Origin of the sequence: Streptomyces tailanensis (assembly GCF_008386495.1) — a bacterium.
Classification (GTDB): Bacteria; Actinomycetota; Actinomycetes; order Streptomycetales; family Streptomycetaceae; genus Streptomyces; species Streptomyces tailanensis.
In genome coordinates this window covers 16,917-42,509 of the sequence record NZ_VTHJ01000036.1, presented here as the reverse complement: position 1 = coordinate 42,509, position 25,593 = coordinate 16,917, and the positions used below count along the sequence as shown (strand labels likewise).

General features: G+C 69.6%; 21 protein-coding genes and 2 pseudogenes. 12 read left to right on the top strand and 11 right to left on the bottom strand.

The window, feature by feature from the left end:
* Positions 1-174: 174 nt before the first annotated feature.
* Positions 175-1,557, top strand: a complete 1,383-nt coding sequence (locus F3T56_RS26840) for a glycine--tRNA ligase (RefSeq protein WP_149827931.1) — start codon at positions 175-177, stop codon at positions 1,555-1,557.
* Positions 1,558-1,703: 146 nt separating this feature from the next.
* Here the strand turns inward: F3T56_RS26840 and F3T56_RS26835 are convergent, their stop codons facing one another.
* On the bottom strand, positions 1,704-2,819 hold the full coding sequence (locus F3T56_RS26835; protein ID WP_149827930.1) for an endonuclease/exonuclease/phosphatase family protein: 1,116 nt from the start codon (positions 2,817-2,819) through the stop codon (positions 1,704-1,706).
* A 246-nt stretch (positions 2,820-3,065) separates the two neighbouring features.
* Between F3T56_RS26835 and F3T56_RS26830 the strand changes: the two genes are divergently transcribed.
* From F3T56_RS26830 to F3T56_RS26820, 3 genes are all read left to right on the top strand, one after another.
* Positions 3,066-4,025 (top strand): DUF4394 domain-containing protein, encoded by a 960-nt coding sequence (locus F3T56_RS26830; RefSeq protein ID WP_149827929.1) that lies wholly within the window; start codon positions 3,066-3,068, stop codon positions 4,023-4,025.
* 87 nt (positions 4,026-4,112) lie between these two features.
* A complete protein-coding gene (locus tag F3T56_RS26825; protein ID WP_149827928.1) occupies positions 4,113-5,123 on the top strand; it encodes an aldo/keto reductase in 1,011 nt (336 codons plus the stop codon).
* 26 nt (positions 5,124-5,149) lie between these two features.
* Positions 5,150-5,743: a TetR/AcrR family transcriptional regulator gene (locus F3T56_RS26820; RefSeq protein WP_149827927.1), complete on the top strand. Its 594-nt coding sequence runs from the start codon at positions 5,150-5,152 to the stop codon at positions 5,741-5,743.
* A 69-nt stretch (positions 5,744-5,812) separates the two neighbouring features.
* Here the strand turns inward: F3T56_RS26820 and F3T56_RS26815 are convergent, their stop codons facing one another.
* On the bottom strand, positions 5,813-6,274 hold the full coding sequence (locus F3T56_RS26815) for a VOC family protein (RefSeq protein WP_149827926.1): 462 nt from the start codon (positions 6,272-6,274) through the stop codon (positions 5,813-5,815).
* A gap of 66 nt (positions 6,275-6,340) precedes the next feature.
* On the opposite strand from F3T56_RS26815, the gene F3T56_RS26810 reads away from it, so the two are divergent.
* Complete coding sequence (locus F3T56_RS26810; RefSeq protein WP_149827925.1) at positions 6,341-6,967, top strand: CGNR zinc finger domain-containing protein; 627 nt, start codon at positions 6,341-6,343, stop codon at positions 6,965-6,967.
* 263 nt (positions 6,968-7,230) lie between these two features.
* On the opposite strand, the gene F3T56_RS26805 is transcribed toward F3T56_RS26810, so the two are convergent.
* Both F3T56_RS26805 and F3T56_RS26800 read right to left on the bottom strand, forming a co-directional pair.
* Positions 7,231-7,437, bottom strand: coding sequence for a hypothetical protein (locus F3T56_RS26805; protein WP_149827924.1), 207 nt, complete (start codon positions 7,435-7,437; stop codon positions 7,231-7,233).
* Positions 7,438-7,523: 86 nt separating this feature from the next.
* Positions 7,524-8,618: pseudogene (locus F3T56_RS26800) on the bottom strand (MFS transporter); the annotation flags it as partial.
* Between F3T56_RS26800 and F3T56_RS26795 the strand changes: the two are divergent.
* The 3 genes and pseudogenes from F3T56_RS26795 to F3T56_RS26785 form a co-directional block, all read left to right on the top strand.
* Positions 8,619-9,167 (top strand): annotated as a pseudogene (locus F3T56_RS26795) (helix-turn-helix transcriptional regulator); the annotation flags it as partial.
* Positions 9,168-9,541: 374 nt separating this feature from the next.
* Positions 9,542-10,750: a tRNA dihydrouridine synthase DusB gene (dusB, locus tag F3T56_RS26790; RefSeq protein ID WP_149827923.1), complete on the top strand. Its 1,209-nt coding sequence runs from the start codon at positions 9,542-9,544 to the stop codon at positions 10,748-10,750.
* 104 nt (positions 10,751-10,854) lie between these two features.
* The gene (locus F3T56_RS26785) at positions 10,855-11,958 is read left to right on the top strand and encodes a polysaccharide pyruvyl transferase family protein (protein WP_149827922.1); all 1,104 of its coding nucleotides are present in this window, start codon (positions 10,855-10,857) and stop codon (positions 11,956-11,958) included.
* A 96-nt stretch (positions 11,959-12,054) separates the two neighbouring features.
* On the opposite strand, the gene F3T56_RS26780 is transcribed toward F3T56_RS26785, so the two are convergent.
* Together F3T56_RS26780 and F3T56_RS26775 are read right to left on the bottom strand one after the other, a co-directional pair.
* Positions 12,055-13,995 (bottom strand): amylo-alpha-1,6-glucosidase, encoded by a 1,941-nt coding sequence (locus tag F3T56_RS26780; RefSeq protein WP_149827921.1) that lies wholly within the window; start codon positions 13,993-13,995, stop codon positions 12,055-12,057.
* The gene (locus F3T56_RS26775) at positions 13,992-15,419 is read right to left on the bottom strand and encodes an MGH1-like glycoside hydrolase domain-containing protein (RefSeq protein ID WP_149827920.1); all 1,428 of its coding nucleotides are present in this window, start codon (positions 15,417-15,419) and stop codon (positions 13,992-13,994) included. Before F3T56_RS26775 ends, F3T56_RS26780 begins: the two co-directional genes overlap by 4 nt.
* A gap of 156 nt (positions 15,420-15,575) precedes the next feature.
* Here F3T56_RS26775 and F3T56_RS26770 point away from each other — a divergent pair, with 156 nt between their 5' ends.
* From F3T56_RS26770 to F3T56_RS26760, 3 genes are all read left to right on the top strand, one after another.
* Complete coding sequence (locus F3T56_RS26770) at positions 15,576-16,796, top strand: ROK family protein (protein ID WP_172639156.1); 1,221 nt, start codon at positions 15,576-15,578, stop codon at positions 16,794-16,796.
* Between the two features lie 438 nt (positions 16,797-17,234).
* The gene (gene ppdK / locus F3T56_RS26765; protein WP_149827919.1) at positions 17,235-19,982 is read left to right on the top strand and encodes a pyruvate, phosphate dikinase; all 2,748 of its coding nucleotides are present in this window, start codon (positions 17,235-17,237) and stop codon (positions 19,980-19,982) included.
* A 194-nt stretch (positions 19,983-20,176) separates the two neighbouring features.
* On the top strand, positions 20,177-20,983 hold the full coding sequence (locus tag F3T56_RS26760) for a DeoR/GlpR family DNA-binding transcription regulator (protein ID WP_149827918.1): 807 nt from the start codon (positions 20,177-20,179) through the stop codon (positions 20,981-20,983).
* On the opposite strand, the gene F3T56_RS26755 is transcribed toward F3T56_RS26760, so the two are convergent.
* The 5 genes from F3T56_RS26755 to F3T56_RS26745 all read right to left on the bottom strand — a co-directional run bounded on the left by F3T56_RS26755 (position 20,953) and on the right by F3T56_RS26745 (position 23,437).
* Entirely contained in the window at positions 20,953-22,110 is a 1,158-nt protein-coding gene (locus F3T56_RS26755) for an alkaline phosphatase PhoX (protein ID WP_149827917.1), read from the bottom strand. The genes F3T56_RS26760 and F3T56_RS26755 overlap by 31 nt on opposite strands.
* Before the next feature lie 568 nt (positions 22,111-22,678).
* Complete coding sequence (locus F3T56_RS50465) at positions 22,679-22,816, bottom strand: DUF7848 domain-containing protein (protein WP_484422104.1); 138 nt, start codon at positions 22,814-22,816, stop codon at positions 22,679-22,681.
* Entirely contained in the window at positions 22,792-22,947 is a 156-nt protein-coding gene (locus tag F3T56_RS50460) for a DUF7848 domain-containing protein (RefSeq protein WP_484422103.1), read from the bottom strand. The genes F3T56_RS50465 and F3T56_RS50460 overlap by 25 nt, the downstream gene beginning before the upstream one ends.
* Positions 22,944-23,186: a hypothetical protein gene (locus tag F3T56_RS47090; RefSeq protein ID WP_216373012.1), complete on the bottom strand. Its 243-nt coding sequence runs from the start codon at positions 23,184-23,186 to the stop codon at positions 22,944-22,946. The genes F3T56_RS50460 and F3T56_RS47090 overlap by 4 nt, the downstream gene beginning before the upstream one ends.
* Before the next feature lie 56 nt (positions 23,187-23,242).
* Entirely contained in the window at positions 23,243-23,437 is a 195-nt protein-coding gene (locus F3T56_RS26745) for a hypothetical protein (RefSeq protein WP_149827916.1), read from the bottom strand.
* 509 nt (positions 23,438-23,946) lie between these two features.
* Here F3T56_RS26745 and F3T56_RS26740 point away from each other — a divergent pair.
* Positions 23,947-25,293 carry an NsdA family TPR-like regulatory protein gene (locus F3T56_RS26740; RefSeq protein WP_149827915.1) on the top strand — a complete coding sequence of 449 codons (1,347 nt, stop codon included), beginning with the start codon at positions 23,947-23,949 and terminating at the stop codon, positions 25,291-25,293.
* Positions 25,294-25,593: the final 300 nt, after the last annotated feature.

Sequence of the window (25,593 nt, the reverse complement as noted above, 5' to 3'; positions counted from 1 at the left end):
TGTCAACAAGCCGGGTGGTAAGCCCTGGGTAAGGCCTTTGTCCGATCTGGGACCGGAACCGATTTGATTGGAGGGGAGCCCCCGCCGGTAACCTGAGGCATTCGCTCTGAAGTGCATCCGCTTCCTCCAGGAGCGCATCGCTTCGTCGCCCGTCGTCGTAATGAAGAGAGCACCGTGGCCGCCGACAAGATCGACACCATCGTCAGCCTGAGCAAGCGCCGTGGCTTCGTATTCCCGTGCAGCGAGATCTACGGCGGTCAGCGTGCCGCCTGGGACTACGGACCGCTGGGTGTCGAGCTCAAGGAGAACATCAAGCGCCAGTGGTGGCGCTACATGGTGACGTCGCGCGAGGACGTCGTCGGTATCGACTCGTCCGTCATCCTGGCCTCCGAGGTCTGGGTCGCTTCCGGCCACGTCGCCACGTTCTCCGACCCGCTCACCGAGTGCACCTCCTGCCACAAGCGGTTCCGCGCGGACCACCTGGAGGAGGCCTACGAGGAGAAGAAGGGCCGCCTGCCGGAGAACGGCCTGGCCGACATCAACTGCCCGAACTGCGGCAACAAGGGCCAGTTCACCGAGCCCAAGCAGTTCTCCGGCCTGCTCTCCACCCACCTCGGCCCCACCCAGGACACCGGCTCCGTCGCCTACCTGCGCCCCGAGACCGCCCAGGGCATCTTCACCAACTTCGCCCAGGTGCAGACTACTTCGCGCCGCAAGCCCCCGTTCGGCATCGCCCAGATGGGCAAGTCCTTCCGCAACGAGATCACGCCGGGCAACTTCATCTTCCGCACCCGCGAGTTCGAGCAGATGGAGATGGAGTTCTTCGTCAAGCCGGGCGAGGACGAGAAGTGGCAGGACTACTGGATGCAGGAGCGGTGGAACTGGTACACCGGCCTGGGTCTGCGCGCCGAGAACATGCGCTGGTACGAGCACCCGCAGGAGAAGCTCTCCCACTACTCCAAGCGCACCGCCGACATCGAGTACCGCTTCCAGTTCGGCGGCAGCGAGTGGGGCGAGCTGGAGGGCGTCGCCAACCGGACGGACTACGACCTCACCGCGCACTCCAAGGCCTCCGGCCAGGACCTCTTCTACTTCGACCAGGAGGCCGGCGAGCGCTACACCCCGTTCGTCATCGAGCCGGCCGCCGGTGTCGGCCGCACGATGCTGGCGTTCCTGCTGGACGCCTACACCGAGGACGAGGCCCCGAACGCCAAGGGCAAGCTGGAGAAGCGCACGGTGCTGCGCCTCGACCACCGCCTCGCCCCGGTGAAGGTGGCCGTGCTGCCGCTGTCCCGCAACCCCGAGCTGTCCCCGAAGGCCAAGGGGCTCGCCCAGGCGCTGCGCCAGCACTGGAACATCGAGTTCGACGACGCCGGCGCGATCGGGCGCCGTTACCGCCGCCAGGACGAGATCGGTACGCCGTACTGCGTGACCGTCGACTTCGACACGCTGGACGACAACGCGGTGACGGTTCGTGAGCGGGACTCCATGAAGCAGGAGCGGGTTTCGCTGGACCAGATCGAGGGTTACCTCGCTGGGCGTCTCATCGGCTGCTAGGCGGTTGGATGTTGGCTTTCGCGTCAGTGTCTGCCTGGCTTGTGTGATTGGCCGGCCGCGGGTTTGTGCGTGGCTGGTCGCGCCCACGCGGCGGAGCCGCAAATTGACAGAGCCCCGCGCCCCTTACGAGGCGTGGGGCTCGGCGTTCACAGGTCCAGGTCGGCGAACAGGGCCGCGTGGTCGGAGGCCTGGGTGAGGCGTGACTTCACGGTGTCGAAGGGCGTGAAGGTGTTGGGGGCCCAGGTTCCGCGCCGCTCCACCTGCACCTTCCGCACCTTGTCCCACAGGGCGGGCGAGAACATGAGGTAGTCGAGCTTCTGCTCGTCCTGCTTGCCGGTGCCGTGGGTGCCGGGGTCTCCCCGGTAGCTGTCGTGGCTCATCGCGTCCTGGAGCCCGGCGGCCAGGAGGTGCTTGATCGGCTGGCTGGTCAGTGAGTCGTTGAGGTCTCCGGCGACTATGACGTGCGCCGATCGCCGGAGGGCGGCCTCGTATATCTCCCGGACCCTCCTCGCCTGCTCCAGGCGCAGGCCCCCGCCTCCGCCTATCTGGCTCTTGAAGTGGTTGCCCAGGATCCACAGAGGCGTCCCGTTCACCTGTATCTCGAACTCGGGGCAGTCCCGGCTGAAGAGCGGGTCGTCGGAGCCGTTCCGTTTCTCGGAGAGGTGCGACCGCACGGACGTGATCGGGTGCCGGCTGAGGATGCCGACATCGATGCCCCGGGTGTCGTTGCCGTCGATCAGCATGTTGAACGGGTACGGCTTCTTCCCCGGTGTGCCGCCGAGGATCTGGGTGTTGAAGCGGTCCAGGGTGAGGCGGTCCTCGACCTCGACCGTGAGCACTATGTCGGCATCGATCTCGGTGATCACCCGCGCGGTGTTCCGCACGGATTCCAGGCCGAGGTCGTCCCGTACGAGTTCCGCCCAACCCGCCCATTTCGTACGCCCTTTGGCCACGATCCTGATTCTGGGGTCGTCCGGGTTCGCGGTGTCGGTCCTCGTGAAGAGCTTGGCGCCCGATCCCTTGAGCTGGTTGACGAAGATCGGTCCTCGGGTGTCCGGGTCGGAGTCCCAGGCGCGGTGCGCCTTGATCAGTTCGGTGATCCGCGTCTTGTCGTCCTCCGAGTAGACCTCCTTGTCGAGGAGGTCGACCAACTCGTTGAACTCGCGCAGGACCTTCTCCCGCGCCTGCCCGCTCGCGAACCCGAAGATCTTGGGGCGGCGGAACAGGTTCTCGGTGTTGTAAGTGGCGATACGGATGGTCATCGCGCCCTCCTCGGGCGGCGCAGGCAGTCGCGCGGCCGGTGGCAGGCGCCGCTCCGAGCTGACTGCGCGCCGACAACCAAAATTCTCCGAGAGCGGATGATCCGTGTCCAACGGAGCGTCATGGAGAATTTCCGGAACACCGGGAAATTTTCCGCACCGGGCACCAATCCGCCCCGACCCACCGCTCCGAACGAGAAGACATACGGCCCGCAGGGGGCGGGCCGCACATCTCCAACGGGGGCTTTCATGCGCAAGCAAGCTGTCATCGGCGTACTGACCATGGCGGTGGCGATCGGAACGGTCGGCGTGGTCGGATCGGGCGCGCTGGGCGGGTCACCGGCGTCGGCGGGGTCGGGTGCCGGAGGCTCCACGCAGGGCTCGGGCTCTTCGGGCACCTCGGGCATCGAGGCCAAGGGCGGCATCGGTGGCGCGGCCGCCCCGAGCGGTCTGAAGGCCATCGGCCTCACCGCCGACCAGCGGCTCATCGCCTTCCGCGTCGACAAGCCCGGCGCCGCCGTCCCGCTCGGCAGGGTCGCCGGCCTCAAGGGCGACACCAAGCTCGTAGGCATCGACTACCGCGTCCAGAACAACAAGCTCTACGGCGTCGGCGACAAGGGAGGCATCTACATCCTCCGCGAGGTGGGAGCCAAGGCCGGCAAGGTCTCCCAGCTCACGGTCGCCCTCCGGGGCACGTCGTACGGCGTCGACTTCAACCCCGCCGCCAACCGGCTCCGGGTGATCAGCGACACCGGCCAGAACCTCCGCCACAACCTCGACGACCCCCAGGGCGCTCCGGCCGCCGGCACCACGGCCGCCGACGGCACCCTCACCAACCCGCCGGTCCCGCCCGCCACCACCGGCACCACCGCCCAGGGCGTCACCGGCGCGGCGTACACCAACAACGACCTCGACACCACGACCGCGACCACACTCTTCGACCTCGACACCGGCCAGGACCAGATCTCGATCCAGTCCCCGGCCAACGCGGGCAACCTGGCCCCCACGGGGAAGCTGGGCGTCAACGCCCCGCTCAACTCCGGCTTCGACATCTACAGCTCCCGCCGTAGCGGGGCGAACGCCGGGTACGCGGTCACCGGCTCGCAGATGCTCAGCGTCAACCTGCTGACGGGGAAGGCGAGCGCGACGGGGAGCTTCGGGAAGGGGCGGCAGGTGGTGGATCTGGCGATTCCGCTGCGGCAGGGATGAGGGCCGACAAGGAGAGATGACCGTCGACTAACGAATGACAGCTGACAGATATTGAAATCTGTCAGCTGTCATGTCATCGTGGAACGCATGACGATGCGAACCCGAACCCTCGGAACCACCGGCCCCCAGGTCTCCGCCCTCGGCCTCGGCTGCATGGGCATGTCCGCGCTGTACGGCGGAGCCGACCGCGCGGAGTCCATCGCCACGATCCACGCGGCCCTCGAATCCGGCGTCACCCTGCTCGACACGGGCGACTTCTACGGCATGGGCCACAACGAACTGCTGATCGGCGAGGCCCTGCGCACCGCGCCCGCCGCGCGTCGGGAGCAGGCGCTGACCAGCGTCAAGTTCGGGGCGCTGCGTGGCCCGGACGGGAGCTGGCTCGGCTACGACGGCCGCCCCGCGGCGGTGAGGAACTTCGTCGCGTACTCGCTCCAGCGCCTCGGCGTGGACCACATCGACGTCTACCGGATCGCGCGGGTCGACCCCGACGTACCGATCGAGGAGACGGTCGGCGCGATCGCGGAGCTGGTGGAGAAGGGGTACGTACGGCACATCGGCCTGAGCGAGGTCGGCGCGGAGACGATCCGCCGGGCGGCCGCAACGGCCCCGATCGTGGACCTCCAGATCGAGTACTCCCTCATCTCGCGCGGTATCGAGGCCGAGATCCTGCCGGTCACCCGGGAACTGGGCATCGCGATCACGGCCTACGGAGTGCTGTCCCGTGGCCTGATCTCCGGGCATTTCACGCGCGACCGGCAGCTGGGGGTGGGCGACTTCCGGGCGATCTCGCCGCGCTTCCAGGGGGAGAACCTCCAGCACAACCTCGACCTGGTCGAACAGCTGCGGAAGATCGCCGAGCAGAAGGGGACGACGGTCGCGCAGATCGCGATCGCCTGGGTCCTGGCCCGTGGCGAGGACATCGTGCCGCTCGTGGGCGCCCGCCGCCGGGACCGCCTGGCGGAGGCGCTGGGCGCGCTGGAGGTGACCCTGGACGCGGCCGACCTGGCGGCGATCGAGGAGGCCGTCCCGGCCGACGCGGCGGCGGGCGACCGCTACCCGGCGGCCCAGATGGCACATCTCGACAGCGAACGCTGATCCTTTCTCCCGGTACGGTTCCCCTCATGGCACCGCCCACCACCGAGCCCCTGACCGCCGAGCGCATCCTCGTGGCCACCGAGGAGGTGCTGCGCCGCCACGGCCCCGCCAAGGCCACCGTGGTGGACGTGGCCCGCGCGCTCGGCGTCAGCCACGGGAGCGTCTACCGCCACTTCCGCACGAAGGCGGCCCTGCGGGAGGCGGTCACCAAGCGGTGGCTGGACCGTACGACGGCGACCCTGACCGCGGTCGCCACCGCCGAGGACCGCGACCCGGAGGCCCGCCTCCGTGACTGGCTGACCACCCTCTTCGAGGCCAAGCGCCGCAAGGCCGGCGACGACCCCGAGCTGTTCGCCACCTACCAGGTCCTCGCCGAGGAGAACGGCGAGGCGGTCGCCGCCCACATCGCCGACCTCACCGCCCAGCTGACGGGGATCATCCGTTCCGGCACAGCCACCGGCACCTTCGCGAGCACCGACCCCACGACCACCGCCCGCGCCGTCTTCCACGCCACCTCCCGCTTCCACAAGCCCTCCTTCGCCCCCGCCTGGCAAGAGCCGGACATCGAGAAGCAGTTCACGGCAGTGCTGGACCTGGTGCTGCGGGGGCTGCGGGCCTGAGGTGAGTGGGGACGGCGTCCGTGAGGCGGGTCCAGCGGGCGCGGCACGTCACCCGGCGCGGGGGCGGTGCTAAGCCACGCAGAACTCGTTGCCCTCCGGGTCCCGCATCACCCACCAATGGCCCGCCGGGCCCTTGTCGAATTCCTCGACGCGGGTGGCGCCGAGGGTTTCCAGGCGGGTGACGAGGGCGTCGCGGTCGCCCTCTTCGGCGTGGATGTCGATGTGGAGGCGGTTCTTGACCGTCTTGGGTTCGGGGATGTCCTGGAAGAGGAGGCGGCGGCCCTGGCCGATGCCGGTGAAGGCGTCGTACGGATCGTCGGGGTGCCGGACGGCGGCGTAGCCGCGGAAGACGCGGTGGCCGTTGTGTTCGGTGACGGCGGCCTCGGGGAGGGCGCCGGTGGTGAGGAGGTGGGCGATCAGCTCGCCGGGGTTCTCCACCTCGTAGCCCAGGGCCGCGGCCCAGAAGTCGGCCAGGGGCTGGGCGTCCTGGGTGTCGACGACCAGTTTCCAGTTCAGCGCTGCTGCAGTCATGTAACCGGTTATATTGGTTACGTGGGTTCTTCGTCCAGGGCACTGGCTTCGAAGGGGGTGTCGGGAGTGTCGGGGATTCAGCTGCGGTCCTACTCCGGCAATGTCTTCCGGTTCGACCCGGGCGCCCTCTGCCTGGAGCTGCTCGTCACCGGCGGCCCCGGCGCCCTGACCCGCTTCGAGGTCCTGCACACCCCAGCTGACCTGGGCAGATGGGTCGAGGAGTGTCGGCTCGCCCCCACCCCCGCGGCACTCGACATCACGGACGACGACGTCACGTACGCCCGGCGGCTGCGCGACGCGCTGACCCGTACGGTCGTCACGCACGTCCACGGCGGCGGGCTCCCCGAACTGGACGTGGCCGCGGCGGACTCCGCCGACCTCCAGCTCATCAACGAAGCCGCCGCCCGGCCCCCACTCGCCCCCACCCTCCGGGCGGACGGCAGCCGGGGCTGGGCTCCCGGGCCCGCCACCGGGGACCGACTGCTCTCCACCGTCGCCCGCGACGCCGTCGACCTCCTCACCGGGCCGTACGCGGAACGCATCCGCATGTGCTCCGGCGAGCGCTGCTACCTCCTCTACGTCGACACCTCCCGGCCCGGCCGCCGCCGCTGGTGCTCGATGGAGCACTGCGGCAACCGCAACAAGGTCCGCGCCCACCGCGCGCGCCACTCCGAGGAGACTGAACCTCCCTGAGTGCAGCCCGCCCCAAAGGCGCGGGGCTGTATCGATATGCGGCTCCGCCGCGATGGGGGTCCCCGCTCGAGCGAAGCCGAGAGTGGGGGAGAGACCAGCCACGACGCACGTTGCAGCTCACGGACGACCCACACCCCAACGGCGCTCTCACGCTTCGCCCACGGCAGTGGAGCGCGTGAGCGGCAACGGGCGCACTGGCAGCGGGGGATGGACCGCGTCGCCGAGGCGCTCGACGAACTGGGCCGAGGGGATCGACCGGAGGATTACGTGTTTGCCGGGTCCACCGTCGCCTGGTGGGCCTCGGCGAGGTGTTCCTCCGCCTTCAGCCAGGGCAGGAACTGTGCCCCCTTGCGCCAGCCGCACGTGTCGCATCTGATCGTGCGCTGCACGCCCGAGCGCTGGACTCGCACTATGTGCTCCCTCCCGTGCTGGTCCCAGCGGCTCACTTTGCTGGTGTTGAGCTGCGGCATGACGTCTCCAGACGGCACTTCGCGGACCTCTGTCGGGGAGCAGTGTGCAGCAGGACCAATATCAACAGGGGATATTGAACGATGAGTTATCCCACCACACGCGGCAACCGCAGACTCAGCCCCACCGTCAGCCCCACGCCCGCCAGTTGAACGAGCAGGGTCGTCACCAGCGCGTCGCGCATGCCCAACACCGGCACCAGGCCCAGGAAGAGCGAGCCGAGGGTCGTCACGCCCAGGGCCAGGGCCGACTGCTGGGTGGTGATCATGACGCCGCTGCCGACGCCGGCCCGCGCGGGCGGGACCTCGGAGAGGACGATACGGAAGACGATGGGGAGCTGGAGGGCCTGACCGCCGCCCGCGACGGCCACCCCGGTGAGGAGCAGCGGCCAGTCCGGATCGGGCCAGCCTCGCCAGACCGACAGGGCGAGCAGGGCCACACCCACCCCCTGGATCAGACCGCCCACGGTGACGACTCGGGTGCCGTAGCGGGTGACCAGGCGCGGCCCGGCCAGGGAGACGGCGAAGAAGACGACCGCCATGGGGGAGAGCGCGAGCCCCGCCGCCGTCGGTCCGAGCCGCGCCCCTTCCTGCAACGCCACCGCGATCACGAACATGAAGCCGCTGAACCCGATGGAGAACGGCAGAATCATCACCAGCCCCCGCCGCAGCGAGGTCAGTCGGAACAGGCTCGGCGGTACGAGCGGCGTACGGCCGAGGCGGTCGGCGCGGCGTTCGACGAGGTAGAAGGCGGTCGCGGCGAAGGGGAACGCGGCCAGCGCGAGCCAGGTCCACAGCGGCCAGCCCGCCGCCCGGCCCTCGGTGAGCGGGGCCAGGAGCGTCAACAGGGACACGGCCAGCAGTACGGTGCCGGGGCCGTCCACCGGCTCCGGGCGGGCGGATCAGGTCTCCGGTACGGCGCGTGCGGTGAGCAGCAGGCCGAGGACGACGACGGGGACGTTCACGAGGAACACCGAGCGCCAGCCGGTCCCGGCGACATCGGCGGACACGAGCACCCCGCCGAGTATCTGCCCGGCGACCATGGCGAGCCCGGCCGTGGCGCCGTACAGACTCATCGCCCGCGCCCGCCGGGCTCCCTCGGTCGAGGACTGGATGGTGGCCAGCACCTGCGGCAGCATCGCGGCGGACGCGGCGCCCTGCGCGACCCGGGCCGCGACGAGCGACGGGAGTTGCTGGGCCGGGGGCTGCCCGGTCAGGACGGCCTCGGTGCCCTGTTGACGGACTTCCTCGTCAACCTGGACCGCCAGGCGGACTTCCTCCAGCCGTCCGACGCGCCACGCCTCGGCACGGTCGTACTCGATCTGCTGTCGGCCTGGTTCGCCCACGTCCTGGAGACCGAGGCCGCGCTGCCGCCGGAGACCCGTCAGCAGGTCATGGCCCGACGTGTCCAGGTGTTCATCCGGCAGCACCTGCACGACCCCGACCTGACCCCGCCGGTGATCGCCGCCGCGCACCACATCTCCGTGAGCTATCTGCACCGGATCTTCCAGCAGCAGACGCAGGGCGAGACGGTCGCCGCCTGGATACGCCGCCTACGGCTGGAAGGCGCGCACCGCGACCTGGCGGACCCGTCGCTGCGCAGCACCCCGATCCACGTCCTCGCCACCCGCTGGGGCTTGCCCCGCGCCTCGGACTTCACCCGCGCCTTCCGCGCCGCGTACGGCCTCTCGCCCAAGGAGTACCGGCTGAGGGCGCTGTCCGCGAGGGGGTAGGCCTCGGCGATTGGCAGATTTGTCTCACTGGCACGCCTCTTTTGCGTAGTTTCGGCGGGCATCGCCGAACGCCGCTGGATACGGCGGGTCTCAGCAGGAACCGAACACGATCGGCATCGGCCGCACCTCGCGGCCGGAAACGGGCTCGCACCCGACGGGACTCCAACCTCCGCCGAGCACCACCGCGAGCCCACCGCCCGATGTCGCCCCGGATCGTCCAGGACGACCCAGGAAGCCCAAGCCGATCAGAGACGCTCATACAGCAGATCGCGAGCACCGGCATGCGGCGGCGACGGCTGGGCTCGGGCATGCGTGAATAGTACGGCTAACTAATGATTTTCGCTCCGCCCCGTCCGGTGAGTGAGAATGGGTGGATGCCCATGACCGCGCCCGCGAAGAACCCGACCCTGCGGATCGGCCCGCACGACGTCCGGCCGCCCGTCGTCCTGGCCCCCATGGCCGGGATCACGAACGCGCCCTTCCGCACGCTGTGCAGGGAGTTCAGCGGCGGCAAGGGTCTGTTCGTCAGCGAGATGATCACGACGCGGGCACTGGTCGAGCGCAACGAGAAGACCATGCAGCTGATCCACTTCGACGCGACCGAGAAGCCGCGCTCGATCCAGCTGTACGGCGTGGACCCGGCGACCGTCGGCAAGGCCGTCCGCATGATCGCGGAGGAGGGCCTCGCCGACCACATCGACCTGAACTTCGGCTGCCCGGTCCCGAAGGTGACCCGCAAGGGCGGCGGATCGGCCCTCCCGTACAAGCGGCACCTGCTGCGCGCGATCCTCCGCGAGGCCGTGTCCGGCGCCGGGGACCTCCCGGTCACCATGAAGATGCGCAAGGGCATCGACGACGACCACATCACCTACCTCGACGCCGGCCGCATCGCCGTCGAGGAGGGCGTCACCGCCATCGCGCTGCACGGCCGCACCGCCGCCCAGCACTACGGCGGCACGGCCGACTGGGACGCCATCGCCCGCCTGAAGGAACACGTTCCCGAGATCCCGGTCCTCGGCAACGGCGACATCTGGTCGGCGGAGGACGCCCTGCGGATGGTGCGCGAGACGGGCTGCGACGGGGTGGTCGTCGGGCGTGGCTGCCTGGGCCGGCCATGGCTGTTCGCGGATCTGGTGGCGGCCTTCGAGGGCCGGACGGAAGATATCGCGCGCCCGTCCCTCCGTGAGGTCGCCGACATCATGGTCCGCCATGCCACCCTCCTCGGCGAGTGGATCGAAAATGGTGGGGCGGCCCGAAGGGCCACCGTTGAGGGTGGTGGTGGGAGACGGGCGGGCGAGTCGAAGGGCGTCGTCGACTTCCGCAAGCACGTCGCCTGGTACCTCAAGGGCTTCGCGGTCGGTTCCGAGATGCGGGGGCGCCTCGCCATCACCTCCTCCCTGGCCGAACTCCGCTCCGGCCTCGACGAGTTGGACCTCGACCAGCGCTGGCCCACCGGCGCCGACGGCCCGCGCGGCCGCACCTCCGGCAACAACCGCGTCGTCCTCCCGGACGGCTGGCTCAAGGACCCGTACGACTGCGCGGGCGTCGGCGAGGAAGCCGAACTGGACACGTCCGGGGGCTAGTTGAGGCCGGGGAAGTTGCCCGCATCTGTCACCGTTCCAGCCTTTGTGCGGCTGGTTTCCGTCATCTCGGAATGAGTGGGGAAATGTCCGGGTAGCGCGTTTCGGTGTGCGGAGCGAATGAGACACCGAAGAAGCCGGCGAACAAGCCGACGAAGAGGGCCGCCGGCCCACACTGCGCGCACTACGTCTCGTACGTTCTGACCGTCCTGGACCGACTCGTGCCGGCCGGCACCCGGTGCGCGGTCATCGGCGCGCCGCTGAACTCCAACGTCGGCGACAGCGCGATCTGGCTCGGGCAGCGGGCCCTGCTCGACGCCCTCCGCGCCGAGGTGCGCTACGCCTGCGACCTCATGTCGTACGACGCCCGGCACCTGGCGGCCTGTGTGCCCGAGGGTCCGATCCTGCTGACCGGCGGCGGCACCCTCGGCGACCTGTGGGAGGACAGCCAGCTGCTGCGCGAGCGGGTGCTGCGCGACTTCCCCGACCGCCGCATCCTCCAGCTGCCCCAGTCGGTGCATTTCACCGACCACGCCAAGCTCACCCGCGCCCGCCGCGTCTTCGACGCCCACCCCGACCTCACCCTGCTCCTGCGCGACCGCCACAGCCTGCACCGCTGCCGCACCGTCTTCGAGGCCCCCGCCTTCCTCGCCCCCGACCTGGCCTTCGCCGTCCCACCGGACGCGCTGTCCGGCGGCAGCACGGTCAGCCATGACGTCGTCTGGCTGGCCCGCGAGGACAAGGAGTCCGCGAAGGGACCCCCGGCCGGCCGGGGCACGGCCCGCAAGGAACGCACGGGCCCGTACGTCTTCGACTGGACCCGCGAGACCACTGACGCCGACTGGCGCCAGGCCAAGGAGACCCTGTGGCGCGTCCGCGCCCGAGCCCTGTGCCGCGCCGGATCCGGCGACCCGACGGGCGCGATCCCCGCCCTCCTCGCCGCCTACGACGGCCTGGCCCGCCTCCAACTGGCCCGAGGCTGCCGCCTGTTGACGGCCGGCCGCGTCGCCGTCACCGACCGCCTCCACGGCCACGTCCTCAGCCTCCTCCTCAACCTCCCCCACGTCCTGGTACCCGACCGCTACGGCAAGGCGAGAAGCTACTGGGACACGTGGACGACCTACCGTCCCCAAACAGCGGAGTGGGCTTGGACGGAGACAGAAGCAAGGCAGAGGGCGCGCAAACTATTAGCGGGACTGCGCGAAACCTAAAGGGGCGCGGGGCTGTATCGATATGCGGCTCCGCCGCGTGGGCGCGAGCAACCACAAACCACCCGCAGTCGCCCGACAACCGGAACCCCCGAGCTCTCAGGCGCCGCCCACGGCAGTAAGCAGCGCCAACGGAGCCGCCGCCGCCCGAGACTCCCGCACACACGCATGCGGATACGGCACCGGCTCCCCACCCCCGCCCCGCCCATACCCGGCAATGACCTCCGGCAGCCGATGCCCGCTCGCCCCGGCCGCGTCGACGAGCCCCACGGCAACCACCCGCGCCTCGTCATGCAGCCCATACCGAGCCAGCCCCAACGTGATCAACGCGTTGTCGTGCGGCCACACCGACCCCCGGTGATACGACAACGGGTGATACGCCCCCTGCCCCGCGGCCAGCGTCCGCACCCCCCACCCCGAGAAGAAGTCCGGCTCCAGCAACCGTCGCCCGACGAGTTCCCCGTACTCCTTGTCCAACAGCCCGGACCAGAGCAGATGTCCCGCATCGGAGGCGAGCGCGTCCACCTGCCGCCCCTCCCCGTCCAACGCCAACGCGGGGAAGGACTGCTCCGGCATCCAGAAGTCCCGCTGGAAACGGTCGCGGAGATCGCCCGCGGCCTGCGCGAGGAGCGCCCCGTACACCTCGTCCTCCCAGACCGTACGGGCGAGCGCGGCGGTGCGACGGAGCGCGTCGTACGCGTACCCCTGCGCGCCCGCCGCCATCACCGGCCCGTTCGCGGGGCGGCTGCCGTCGGCGGAGCAGATCGCGCCGGGGGAGTCCTTCCAGTTCTGGTTGGCGAGGCCGCCCTGGTCGGCGCGGTAGACGAGGTAGCCGCGGGAGGTGAGGCCGCCGTGGTCGAGCATCCAGCCGACCGCAGCGCGGGCGTGCGGTTCGAGCCGCCGGGCCAGCGTGACATCCCCGGTCTGCTCGACGTACGCGCCGAGGAGGACGAGGAACAGCGGCGTCGCGTCCACGGAACCGTAGTAACGCCCGTACGGCACCTGCCCGAAGTGGGCCAGTTCGCCGTGCCGTACCTCGTGCACGATCTTGCCCGGCTGGGCGACCGCGTCCGCGCCCACCTCGGTGGCCTGGGCAGCGGCCAGCGCGAGCAGTGTCGCGGCGGCCGGCTCGGGGCGGTAGGGGAGGGTGAAGAGGGAGGTCAAGAGCGCGTCACGGCCCAACAGGGTCAGGAACCAGGGTGCTCCGGCAGCCGGGACTCGCAGTGTCTCGCCGTCCGGGCCGGTCGCCGGGACCTGGAGCGCGGCGAGATCGGCGAGGCCGCGCGCGCAGGCGGCGGCCAGCTCCGGCCAGCCGGTCGGGAAGGCCACGCCCTCCACGAACTCGGCCTCCGCCGCCCGGAGTTGCTCGCTCACGGCGGCCGGTGAGCGCGGCACCCGCACCGCGCGCCTGTCGCCGTGCGGCCGTGCCATCACCCGCAGGGTCAGCTCCACCGAGGCGTGCGGTTCGAGGTCCAGGGCCCAGACGAGCCGCCGCGCCCCGGTCCCCGTCTCCTCCACGGCGTCCGGCGCGGGCTCGGCCGTGACCGTCGTACAGGAGCGCCACTCACCGCGCCGGTAGGTGAACTCCACGCCGTCGTCGAGGACTTCGCGCCCTCTGACGACGCCGGACTTGGCGTACGTACGGAAGTCGGAGCGCAGTTCGAACTGGTCGGTGAAGTCGGCGTCCGCCGTGACCGCGATCCGGACCGTCGTCGGGACGGGGCGGTTGCTGGTGACGCGCAGCGACTCGACGAACGCGCTGTCGGAGACGGCCTGTTCGCGGAAGAGCGTGTACGCGGGCGGTTCCTGGCGCCCGCCCCGGGGCACGAGCACACAGCGCGCGGTGTCGCCGTCCACGACCGGTGCGAGCCGCTCGGGCATCGCGCCGTCGACGGTCAGCTGCCACCGGCTCAGATGCCGGGCGTCCCGTACGAACAGCCCGTCCGGCGCGTTGCCGCCCCGCACCCCGCTGATGTCGCCGCCGTCGCCCACGGCGGCGAACGTCGCGCCGCGCACGAGCAGGTGATGCCGGTCCGTCATGCCCGGTCCCCTCCCTGGTCACTCAGTCGAACGTGCAGGTCCTCGCCTTGTTGCTGGTGCAGCAGGTCGAGCGTGAGCGCGGCCGTCCAGCTGAAGCCGAGCGCTCCGCAGGCCTCACCGGTGTACGGGTCCACGTACTCGGCGAACCCGGACGCGCCCGCGGTGTCCAGCAGCTCCGCCCGCAGCGCGTCGGCCCGCCCCAGCTCGCCGTGCAGTCTGAGCCCCCGCTCCAGCAGCCAGTTCGTGTTGAACCAGGCCGGCCCGCGCCAGTACCGGTGCGGATCGAAGGCCTCGCCGGTCAGGTCGTACGAGGGCGCCAGCCGGGTGGTGTCGCCGAGGCCGAAGCGGAGGCCGTGGAGCGTCCGTACGAGGGTGGTGGCGATGTCGCGGGACAGGCCGGGGAGGAGCAGGGGGAGGAGGCCGGAGACGCTGCGCTCGGGGACGACGGCGTCGGTCGTGACGTCCCGGCAGAAGAACATCCCCTCCGCCGGGTCCCACAGCCGCTCCACCAGCGTCGCCGTCAGCCGCTCGGCCCGCGCGTGCCGTGCCGCCCCCAGCGCGCCCAACTCCTCCGCGATCCGGGCGAGGGCGTGCTCGGAGGCGATCAGGAGGGCGTTGAAGGCGGGGTCCTCGACTGCGAAGTCGCCCTCCCCATCGGCGTACCCCCGGTCCCTGTAGTCCGTCGCCAGCCGCACATACCGCCCGTAGTCCAGATCCGTCGGCCGGTCCTCGGCCGCGCCGTGGTCGAGGTCGGCGCGGCGGAAGGAGCGGGCCGGGGCCGGGGTGATCCGGGCGAGGGGGGCGTCCCAGGTGGGGCTGTTGTCCATGCCCTGCTCCCAGGGGTGGACCACGGAGGCGAGCCCGGCGCCGCCGAGGTCGCGGCGGTGCAGCAGATAGCGGTGCCAGGCGGCCAGCCGCGGATAGACCCGGGGCAGGAAGCCGCGCGCCCGGGAGAGCCCGGGGTCCGACTCGTGTACCAGCCACGCGGCCAGCGCGTGCACCGGCGGCTGCACGATGCCGGAGGTCTGGGTGGTGCGCGGGGCGCCTGCGGCGCGCCCCGCGGTCGAGGAGCGCCAGAAGTCGGGGCTCGGGAAGTACGCGTCGAGCGGCACGGCGGGGTTGAAGACGATGTGTGGGATCCGTCCGTCGCCCCACTGCGCGCCGAGCAGCGTCTCCAGCTCGGTCTGGGCCCGCAGGGGCGACAGATGGCGCAGCCCGATCGCGATGAACGCCGAGTCCCACGACCACTGGTGCGGATACAGCTTGCGCGATGGCACCGTGGACAGCCCCGTCCAGTTGTCCGCCAGTACGGCCGCCGCCCTGCGGTGCAGGGCGTTCGCCGGCGCGGCCGGATCGTATACGTCGACTGCGCGAGGCGTGCTCGTGCCTGGTCGAAGGGCGGTGAGCTGGGTTGTGCGGTCCACGCAGGGCTCCCTGAGGACAAGGTGTTCGTCCGGTTCAGCAGTAGCTACCGTAGGGTTACGTCTATTTAACACGCAAAACTCAATATGTAATGCAGAGTTGGTGAGCGCAAGAGGGTGCGCGGGAGTGAATGCCGGACGGGCCGCGACAATGGCGGCATGAGCAGAAGGGCCGTGAAGGTGGGCAGTCATGCGGGGGCCGGGGAACTGCTGGAGCTGGTCCGCAGCGGCCGGGCCACCACACGCGGTGCGCTCCAGCAGGCCACGGGCCTGTCCCGGGCCACGGTCGGCCAGCGCCTGGACCGGCTCTTCCGCGCGGGCTGGCTCCGTGAGGGAGCGGCCGGTCCGGTCGACTCCCCGCTGGGCGGACGCCCGTCCATGCGACTGGAGTTCGACGACGAGCACGCCGTCGTCCTCGCCGCCGACCTCGACACCCGCCACGCCCGTGCCGCCGTCCTCTCCCTCACCGGCGAGATCCTGGCCGAGCGCACCGGCACCCTGGTCATCGAGGACGGCCCCGACGCCGTGCTGGACGGACTCGGGGGTTGGTTCGCCGAACTGCTCGAGAAGGTGGGACACCCCGCCGACGCGGTCTGCGGCATCGGCCTCGCCGTCCCCGGCCCGGTGGACACCGACACCGGCCGGGTCGTCCAGCCGCCGATCATGCCCGGCTGGGACGGCTACGACATAAGGGGCCGCCTGGCCCGCGCCTTCACCGAACACGCGGCCGGCCCCGCCGCGGTCCCGGTCCTCGTCGACAACGACGCCAACCTCATGGCGTACGGCGAACAGCGCACGGGATACCCGGGCTGCTCGGCCTTCGCCCTGGTCAAGGTGTCGACGGGCATAGGCGCCGGCGTGGTCGTCGGCGGCTCGATATACCGGGGCGTCGACGGCGGCGCCGGCGACATCGGCCACATCCGGGTGCCCCAGGGCGCGGACGCGCTCTGCCGGTGCGGTTCATACGGCTGTCTGGCGGCGGTCGCGAGCGGCGGCGCCGTGGCGCGGCGGCTGGCGGAGACGGGGGTTCCGGCGGCCTCGGGATCGGATGTGCGGGATCTGCTCACCGCGGGCCACCCGGGAGCGATGGCGCTCGCGCGGGAGGCGGGCCGGTGCGTGGGCGACGTCCTGGCGACGGTGGTGACGCTGCTGAACCCCGGCGTCCTGATGATCGCCGGGGATTTGGCCGGAACCCCCTTCCTCACGGGCGTACGCGAGCTGCTCTACCAGCGGGCGCTGCCCCGCTCCACGGCCCATCTGGACGTGGTGACCTCCCGGCTGGGGGAGCGGGCCGGCCTGGTCGGGGCGGGTGCGCTGGTCGTCGAGTACCTGTACGCGCCGGAGCGGGCGGAGGAGCGGCTGGCGGCGCTGGGGGTGTGACGGGCGGCGCCGGGGTGTGACAGGCGGGTTTCCCGTCCGAGTCCCGTCCGAGTACCGGTCCGCATGGTGAAATACCGCCCCCTCGAACGGCGTGATTCTCGCCACCCCTGATAAGGGTTGCGCTCAGATGAGCGAATCTTGAGCGGATCCGTAACTTCAAGCAGTGACACTCGGTGCCACCCTTTGATCGTTCATCGAGCGAAATCAGACGTGCCGATTGCCGCTCATGTGAGCAAGATTCCCGGCCCGTGAGGTGGTGTCGCCTTCAAGAAGTGAACACACCCGTGTTCAACTCCTTGCCAAGCTTTGACTTTCGATCTGCTGGCGGACGGGTGGTTACAGGCGCATGACGCGCAAGTGGACGTACCCAGGAGCCTTCGATCTGGGTATGTTCCTCGCCGTCAGGGCAGCCACCGCGTCCTCAAGGAGTTGGGACCTGTGTCGGAAAACAAAGATCCCCACGTAGGCCACGTAGCTCAGAGCGTTGAGGGCGTGAAGTTCGTTTATGACTTCACCGAGGGCAACAAGGACCTCAAGGACCTCCTCGGCGGCAAGGGCGCGAACCTCGCCGAGATGACCAACCTCGGTCTCCCCGTGCCGCCCGGCTTCACCATCACCACCGAGGCCTGCAAGGTCTACCTCGACAGCGGTGAGGAGCCTGCGGCACTCCGTGACGAGGTGAGGGCGCACCTCGTCGCCCTCGAAGAGCGGATGGGCAAGAAGCTCGGCCAGGCCGACAACCCGCTCCTCGTCTCGGTCCGCTCCGGCGCGAAGTTCTCGATGCCCGGCATGATGGACACCGTCCTCAACATCGGCCTCTCCGACAAGTCCGTGAAGGGCCTCGCCGACCAGGCGGGCGACGACCGCTTCGCCTGGGACTCCTACCGCCGGCTCATCCAGATGTTCGGCAAGACCGTCCTCGGCGTCGACGGCGACCTCTTCGAGGAGGCCCTGGAGGCGGCGAAGGCGGCCAAGAAGGTCACGGTCGACACCGAGCTGGAGGCCGCCGACCTCAAGAAGCTGGTCACCACCTTCAAGAAGATCGTCAAGAAGGAGGCCGGCCGGGACTTCCCGCAGGACCCGCGCGAGCAGATGGACCTCGCCATCGAGGCGGTCTTCAACTCCTGGAACACCGACCGCGCCAAGCTGTACCGCCGTCAGGAGCGCATCCCGGGCGACCTCGGCACGGCCGTCAACGTCTGCTCGATGGTCTTCGGCAACCTGGGCCCGGACTCGGGTACGGGCGTCGCCTTCACCCGCGACCCCGCCTCCGGCCACCAGGGCGTCTACGGCGACTACCTGCAGAACGCCCAGGGCGAGGACGTGGTCGCGGGCATCCGCAACACGGTCCCCCTGGCCGAGCTGGAGTCGATCGACAAGAAGTCGTACGACCAGCTGATGCGGATCATGGAGACCCTGGAGAACCACTACAAGGATCTCTGCGACATCGAGTTCACCATCGAGCGCGGCCAGCTGTGGATGCTCCAGACCCGTGTCGGCAAGCGCACGGCGGGCGCGGCGTTCCGTATCGCCACGCAGCTCGTGGACCAGGGCCTGATCGACGAGGCGGAGGCGCTCCAGCGTGTGACGGGCGCCCAGCTCGCCCAGCTGATGTTCCCGCGCTTCGACGAGGACGCGAAGGTGGAGAAGGTCGGCCGGGGCATCGCCGCCTCGCCGGGCGCGGCGGTCGGCAAGGCGGTCTTCGACTCGTACACGGCCGTGAAGTGGTCGCGTTCCGGGGAGAAGGTCATCCTGGTCCGCCGTGAGACGAACCCCGACGACCTGGACGGCATGATCGCGGCGGAGGGCATCCTGACCTCGCGCGGCGGCAAGACCTCCCACGCGGCCGTGGTCGCGCGCGGCATGGGCAAGACCTGTGTCTGCGGCGCGGAGGAGCTGGAGGTCGACACCAAGCGCCGCCGGATGACCGTGCCCGGCGGACACGTGGTGGAGGAAGGCGACCTGATCTCGATCGACGGGTCGACCGGCAAGGTCTACCTGGGCGAGGTCCCGGTCGTCCCCTCCCCCGTGGTGGAGTACTTCGAGGGCCGGATGCACGCGGGGGCCCACGACGCCGACGAACTCGTCGAGGCGGTCCACCGGATCATGGCCTTCGCGGACCGGAAGCGCCGTCTCCGCGTCCGCGCCAACGCGGACAACGCCGAGGACGCGCTGCGCGCCCGTCGCTTCGGCGCCCAGGGCATCGGCCTGTGCCGTACGGAGCACATGTTCCTCGGTGACCGCCGTGAGCTGGTCGAACGCCTGATCCTGGCGGACACGGAGGCCGAGCGCGAGGAGTCCCTGAAGGAACTCCTCCCCCTCCAGAAGCAGGACTTCGTGGAGCTGTTCTCGGCGATGGACGGCCTGCCGGTGACGATCCGTCTCCTGGACCCGCCGCTGCACGAGTTCCTGCCCGACATCACGGAACTCTCGGTCCGCGTGGCCCTGGCGGAGTCCCGCCAGGAGCCCCACGAGAACGAACTCCGCCTGCTCCAGGCCGTCCACCGGCTGCACGAGCAGAACCCGATGCTCGGCCTGCGCGGCGTACGCCTCGGCCTGGTCATCCCCGGCCTGTTCACCATGCAGGTCCGCGCCATCGCGGAGGCGGCGGCCGAGCGGAAGAACGCGAAGGGCGACCCCCGCGCGGAGATCATGATCCCGCTCGTCGGCACGGTCCAGGAGCTGGAGATCGTCCGAGAGGAGGCCGACCAGGTCGTCGCGGAGGTCGAGGCCGCGACGGGTACGGAACTGAAGCTGGCCATCGGCACGATGATCGAACTGCCTCGGGCCGCCCTGACCGCCGGTCAGATCGCGGAGGCGGCGGAGTTCTTCAGCTTCGGCACGAACGACCTGACCCAGACGGTGTGGGGCTTCTCCCGGGACGACGTGGAGGCCTCCTTCTTCACGGCGTACCTGGAGAGGGGCATCTTCGGAGTCAGCCCCTTCGAGACGATCGACAAGGACGGCGTGGGCTCCCTGGTGAAGCTCGCGGCGGACGCGGGCCGGGCCACCCGCCCCGACCTCAAGCTCGGCGTCTGCGGCGAACACGGCGGCGACCCCGAGTCCGTCCACTTCTTCCACGAGGTAGGCCTCGACTACGTCTCCTGCTCCCCCTTCCGCATCCCGGTCGCCCGCCTGGAGGCCGGCCGCGCGGCGTCCCAGTCGGCGGGCAGCGACCACAGGTAGGGGCGGAGCCCCTCAGACCCCGGAACCGCCGCTTGTCCCCGACCGACCCTCACCGATGGGCGGCGGTTCCGGATCACGAAAGAAGAGGGCGGCACCCCGTGCGGGGGGTGCCGCCCTCACCAGGGTCTTGCCCTTGTAAAGAGGCGAGAAGACGGCGGATCGGCGCCAAGTGGTGGCGTGTAGTGTTTCGTCGCGTGCTGGCTGAGGGGCGACATCGACTTATCCTGCGGGCGCTGCGGTCCGGGGGTGCGGCCTCTGTGGCCGAGTTGTCGGAGCGGTTGGATGTGAGCCCGGCGACCATTCGGCGGGATCTGCTGAAGCTGGAGGCGGACGGGCTGCTCACCCGGGTGCACGGGGGAGCGGTCGTCGAGGAGGAGCAGCCGCCGTTCGACGAGGCCGCCGGGGTTCGGGTGAGCGCGAAGGACGCGATCGCCGAGCGGGCCGCGATGATGATCGAGGACGGGCAGTCGGTCATTCTCGACAGCGGTACGACCGTCCATCGGTTGGCACGGCAGTTGCGTGGGCGTCGGCTGACTGTCATCACCAACAACCTCGCCGTGTACGACGAACTCATCGAGGACGAGCACGTCGAGCTGATGCTGCTCGGCGGGATGGTCATCCGCGAGTCACGCATGCTGGACGGCTTCATGGCCGAGGAGAACCTTCGCCAAGTGCACGCCGACTGGCTTTTCATGGGTGCCTGCGGCGTCCGGCCCGGCGGCCAGGTCATGGACACCACCGTCGCCGAGGTGCCCGCACGGCGCGCGATGATCGCCGCCGGCGACAAGGTGGTGCTGCTGGCCGACCGGACCAAGTTCCCCGGGGCGGGCATGGTGAAGATCTGCGGCCCCGAGGAACTGGACGTGCTGGTCACCGACGCGTCGGCCGACGAGGCGACTTGTGTGGCTCTCGGTGAGGCGGGCGTACAGGTGGTCTCGACCGCCGGGGCGGCTCGCGACCGATCCGGTGGTCAGGTTCGGAACGGGCCCGTCACCTCGTAGGTGATTCCGCCCGATGAACTGCCGCTGGTGCCTCGTTGGCTGGAGAAGTAGAGGCGGCGGCCGTCGGGGGAGAAGGCCGGGCCGGTGATTTCCGAGGAGGACTGGTTGTTGATGCGGAGGAAGGGGGCGATCACGTCGTCCGGGGTGATGACGCAGATCTCCATGTTGCCGCCGTCCTCCGCGACGAAGAGGTCGCCGGAGACCGAACCCGTGACGTTGTCGACGCCGGTCAGCGGGGCGCTGCCGTTCGTCACCAGGGAGTCGTCGTAGGCGAGTTCGATGGTCTGGGCGGCCGCGTTGTACTGCCAGACGCGGTTGTCGCCCTTCGTCGTGAACCAGCAGGTGTCGTCGGCGTAGTAGCAGCCCTCGCCGCCGTTGAAGCGCTTGGCGCCGGAGACCTGGTTGCGGGTGGCGGTGGCGCCGGTCGGGTCCGGGACCCTGGACCAGGTGACCGGGCCGCTGGTGGCGGTGCCGGCGACCATGACCTCCAGCGTGCCCGACGACAGGTCGCCCCACGTCGTCGGCCGGAAGCGGTAGAAGCAGCCGTCGGTGACGTCCTCCGTCATGTAGACGACGCCGCGGGTGGGGTCGGCGGCCGCGGCCTCGTGCTTGAAGCGGCCCATGGCGTCACGGCGTACGGCTGCCTTCGCGCCCCACGGGTCGGTCTCGTAGACGTAGCCGCGGTCGACCTCCTCGCAGGACAGCCAGGTGTTCCACGGGGTCTTGCCGCCCGCGCAGTTCTGGCGGGTGCTGGAGAGGATTCGGTACGCGGAGGTGATCGCGCCCGTCGAGGAGAACCGCACCGCGCTCGCGCCGCCGGACGGGTTGATCTCCGAGTTGGAGACGTAGATCCAGCCGGTGCCGTCCGCGTAACAGGCGCCGCCGTCGGGGGCGTTGTGCCAGGTGTACGACGTTCCGCTGACCGTCTGGCCGGAGCGGGCGATCACTCGGCTGGTGAAACCGCTCGGGAGCCGTATGCCGTTGGCGTCCGCCGCGCCGAGGGCCCCGTACGGGCCCGTGCCGGGCTGGGCGGGGGCGGCGTACGCGGCGCCGCGCCACAGGGTGCCGCCGAAGACGGCTGATGCGCCGCCGAGGGCGGCCGCGCGGAGGAGGTTTCGACGTTCCACTGTCGCTCCAAGGGGTGTTCAAGGGGTGCCTTGACCGGCCCCGCCTGCCGGTCGGCGGCGGGGTCGCGCGGTGTTGGAACTTAGGCGAGTGTGGTTGACGGGGCATGGACAATCCATGGCCCTGCGGCGGCATTCACAGGCGGTGCACAGGCGGTGGTGTGCGGAGTGTGGAGAGGGGGGCGTCGGTCGGATTGCTCGTCCGGCGGCTGTGGCTGAGCTCTGGGCGGGATTTCGCTCACCGGCGCTCGCCGGGTGCCGCCCCTACCCGTCCCTCCCCCACTCTCTGCTTGGAGCGGCAGCAGTAGGGGCACCTGCCTGTGACCTGCGGAAACGGCCGTATCCGGGCACTCTACGGGGCAGAAACCGTGACCGGACCGTGCCCAGTCCGTGACCGGTCATGCGTCTGGATGTGCACGGTAAGGCGCCCCCAACTGTGGGCCTTGCTCGCACAGTTGGGGGCGCTGGGACCGTTCCGGATGGGGGCACCGGGGCGGCGGTCTGGCGTTGCTGCCCTCGTCCCTCGCAGGGCCCCGGAAGCGGCAGTCATCGGAGGTGTTGCTGGCGCGAGTTAGGCGCCCTGGTCGCTCTCGCGGTAGGGGTTACCCTCGCTCGGCGTGATTCGCCAGAACGTCTCTGCCGTTGCCTTGAACTGACGATGCGTCGGATTCAGTCCCGTGTACTTCAACGCCCACACCTCAACCGGCAAGCGTTCGTGTCAGTTGGCTGTGCCTGTGCCCCGCACGTCAGGCACTCCGCCGAGTAGATGCCCTGCGGTGCACTCTCGGCGGTTTCCGGCCCGAGCGTCCATTCAGCGGCCTTGATGATCGAGCGCGTCACAGTGCCCCCCGACTGCGCCGGTTGGCCTCAGCCACCTTGGCACTCAGCGCATGGGCGGCATCGACCGCGTTGGCGGCAACGACCGCATCGCGACAGTCCGGTACGTCCCTGGGCGGTGGGTGGCCGTCGAGGGCACGGCACAGGGATGCGTGCAGGTGCTCGGCCTCTGCCAGGGAGAGCACAAGCTCAGTGTCCGTCGCGTGTTCCCCGTTGCGGGAGAGCCGCAGCGGAAGGGCCACGCGTCCATCGTCGGTGCGGTGAACACGGCTTCCCGGAGTGCGTTCGATCCCCCAGTTCACGACGCCATCCCTGCCCGCGCGAGGCGGTACGTGCCCCACAGTTCCCGTCCGGTCTCGCAGCCGTCCTGCGCCTTGGGCTTGCCCTTGCAGCCGTCGGCGCACTTGCGGGTGTGCTCGAACCACAGGCGGTAAGCGCGCAGCATGGGCAGTTCGGCAGTGCGCACGCGGGACTCGACCTTGGCTCCGCTCATCGCGCAACCTCCCAGGGGCACGCCTGGGCGCCTGTCCGGGCGTTCCTGGGCAAGGTGTCCAGCGCCACGACGTAGGGCCGGACAAGGGGCGTGTCCTCCCAGTCGAGCGGAGAGGGCCAATAGGCGCGCGCCTGCGGCTGAGGCTGCCATGCCTCGCCCTGGGTGTGCCCTTCCCTGCGGCGCCTGCGCGCGACGACCAGGACTCCCCGGACGTCCGGCACGGGCCGGCGGGAGGGCATCTGGGACGCTTCCTGGGGCAGCGCGGGACGCCTGTGCCTGCCGGGGTTGCCTCGCCGGCACGCGGCTCTCACTCGTTCGAGCGTTCGTGATAGGTACATGGGTGGCTGCCTGCTTCCTTCAGGTGGTCCACGCCCCAGGGCCGACGCGCATCGGTCGCTGGGGTCCTTACTGCTCTAGGTAACTCCACCGCTACGCACAGCGGTACCGTTGAAGCGGCAGCAGGACTTAAGAGCTTTAAGTGCCACGCCAGCACGAGGAGTTGAGGGCCAGTGAGCACGCCGGAACCGAATGCTGATCTTGAGCGGCTGTACCGCGAGACCGGGTGGACGCTGCGCCAGTTCGCCCAGGGCGTGAACCGCGTAGGCATGGAACGCGGAACGCCCCTCAATTACCGGGAACCGTCTGTTCACCAGTGGCTCAAGGGGCATATGCCGAAGGAGGCAGCGCGGCCATTGGTCTTGGAAGCGCTGTCCCGCCGACTGAATCGCCCTGTCACGCACGCCCAAGCTGGATTTCCCACGCCCCAGGATCAGTCGAACGCCCATCCGGGTACGGTGGAAGGGCTCATTGATCTTGGGCAAAACGATATGGACCCGTCCCGCCGTAGCCTGCTAGGCGCAGGTCTGTTTTCCGTTGCCCTCACCGTGCCCAATTGGCCCGACGTTGTTGGTCAGATGGAAGCCGTCCAGAAAGGCCAGACCCAGCGGGTAGGAATGTCCGAAGTGGACATGGTCATTGCCATGACCGAACGAGTTTCTGACCTTGATGACCAATTCGGCGGGCGCCATGCGCGCCCTATGGCAGCTGCATTTCTTGTGAATACGGTTGCCCCGTACCTTCGGGCGGATGCTCCGGACCATGTTCGAAAGGCAATGATGGCAGCGGCTTCTGATCTCTGCTATCTAACTGGCTACATGGCAGCGGACGAGGGGGTTCACGGGCTGGCTCAACAGTATTACCTGAAGGCTTTGGAGCTTGCCGGAGCGTCAGAGGATCACCTGACGTTCTGCACAACCCTGCGAGGGATGAGCGTTCAGGCTGTAGAGCTAGGGCACGGGCAACAAGCCATGCGGCTAGCCGATGCTGCTGCTGCCGCTTCTCCGAATGCCGGTCCGCGAATGCGTGCCTTCCTTGCTGGCCAACAGGCACACGCTGCCGCCCAGACTGGCGAACGAAATAAGGCTCTTATGTATCTTCGGGAAGCCGAAGTTGCAATGGACAAAGCAGAATCCCGAGCAAAAATCTTTGGTTCGTACGACCCTGCCGCCCTCAATTACCACACAAGTCAAGTGCGGTACGAACTCGGTGACATGACGGGCGCTGTTGAGGCAATGCAGCAGGCCGACAAGTTGCGATACAACGTTTACCGGCGTACACGCGTACACCATCGCACCATTCTTGCTGAGCGCCAACTCTCCATTGGGCACCTGGAAGCTGCCTGCGCCACTTGGAATCTCGCATTGGATGACTACCCACTCGTTCAATCCGGGCGTGCAGAACAGCGAGTGCAGAAAATGTTCAAGCTCATTCGGTCCTACCTGGGTAATCTAACAGCGCGGGAACTGTATGAACGAGCCCGGTTGATCACTCCGCCCTCTCCGTTGCCCGCCAAATAGTCCAAGCCCAGAAAAAAGGCCCCGGCATCCGCTCCGCGGACGCGAAGGGATACCGGGCAATTTCTGATCAGAACGGCTCACGACGCAGCATGTGCACGTGTAGCGCACGGCGACGATGCTTGACCTTGATTGCGGATTGGGCCGCCGCTCGACGCTGTACGTTCTTCAGCCACATGTTCTTGGACCCGTTCACACACCCGTTTGGCGGGTCTTCGAACTTGATGGAGGTGCGGTGGTGATGGGCGGGCTCGCCGGTCAGGCTGTGTGAGACAGGCGGGGTGACGGTGCCCCGGACGCAAG

Coding starts and splice junctions, on each gene's coding strand:
- F3T56_RS26835 (WP_149827930.1), bottom strand. CDS start 2,819: ATGACCATCCGTATCGCCACTTACAACACCGAGAACCTGTTCCGCCGC.
- F3T56_RS26825 (WP_149827928.1), top strand. CDS start 4,113: ATGACGATGCGAACCCGAACCCTCGGAACCACCGGCCCCCAGGTCTCC.
- F3T56_RS26805 (WP_149827924.1), bottom strand. CDS start 7,437: ATGCCGCAGCTCAACACCAGCAAAGTGAGCCGCTGGGACCAGCACGGG.
- F3T56_RS26745 (WP_149827916.1), bottom strand. CDS start 23,437: ATGAGCGGAGCCAAGGTCGAGTCCCGCGTGCGCACTGCCGAACTGCCC.
- F3T56_RS26820 (WP_149827927.1), top strand. CDS start 5,150: ATGGCACCGCCCACCACCGAGCCCCTGACCGCCGAGCGCATCCTCGTG.
- F3T56_RS26770 (WP_172639156.1), top strand. CDS start 15,576: ATGAGCAGAAGGGCCGTGAAGGTGGGCAGTCATGCGGGGGCCGGGGAA.
- F3T56_RS26815 (WP_149827926.1), bottom strand. CDS start 6,274: ATGACTGCAGCAGCGCTGAACTGGAAACTGGTCGTCGACACCCAGGAC.
- F3T56_RS26780 (WP_149827921.1), bottom strand. CDS start 13,995: ATGACGGACCGGCATCACCTGCTCGTGCGCGGCGCGACGTTCGCCGCC.
- F3T56_RS26830 (WP_149827929.1), top strand. CDS start 3,066: ATGCGCAAGCAAGCTGTCATCGGCGTACTGACCATGGCGGTGGCGATC.
- dusB (WP_149827923.1), top strand. CDS start 9,542: ATGCCCATGACCGCGCCCGCGAAGAACCCGACCCTGCGGATCGGCCCG.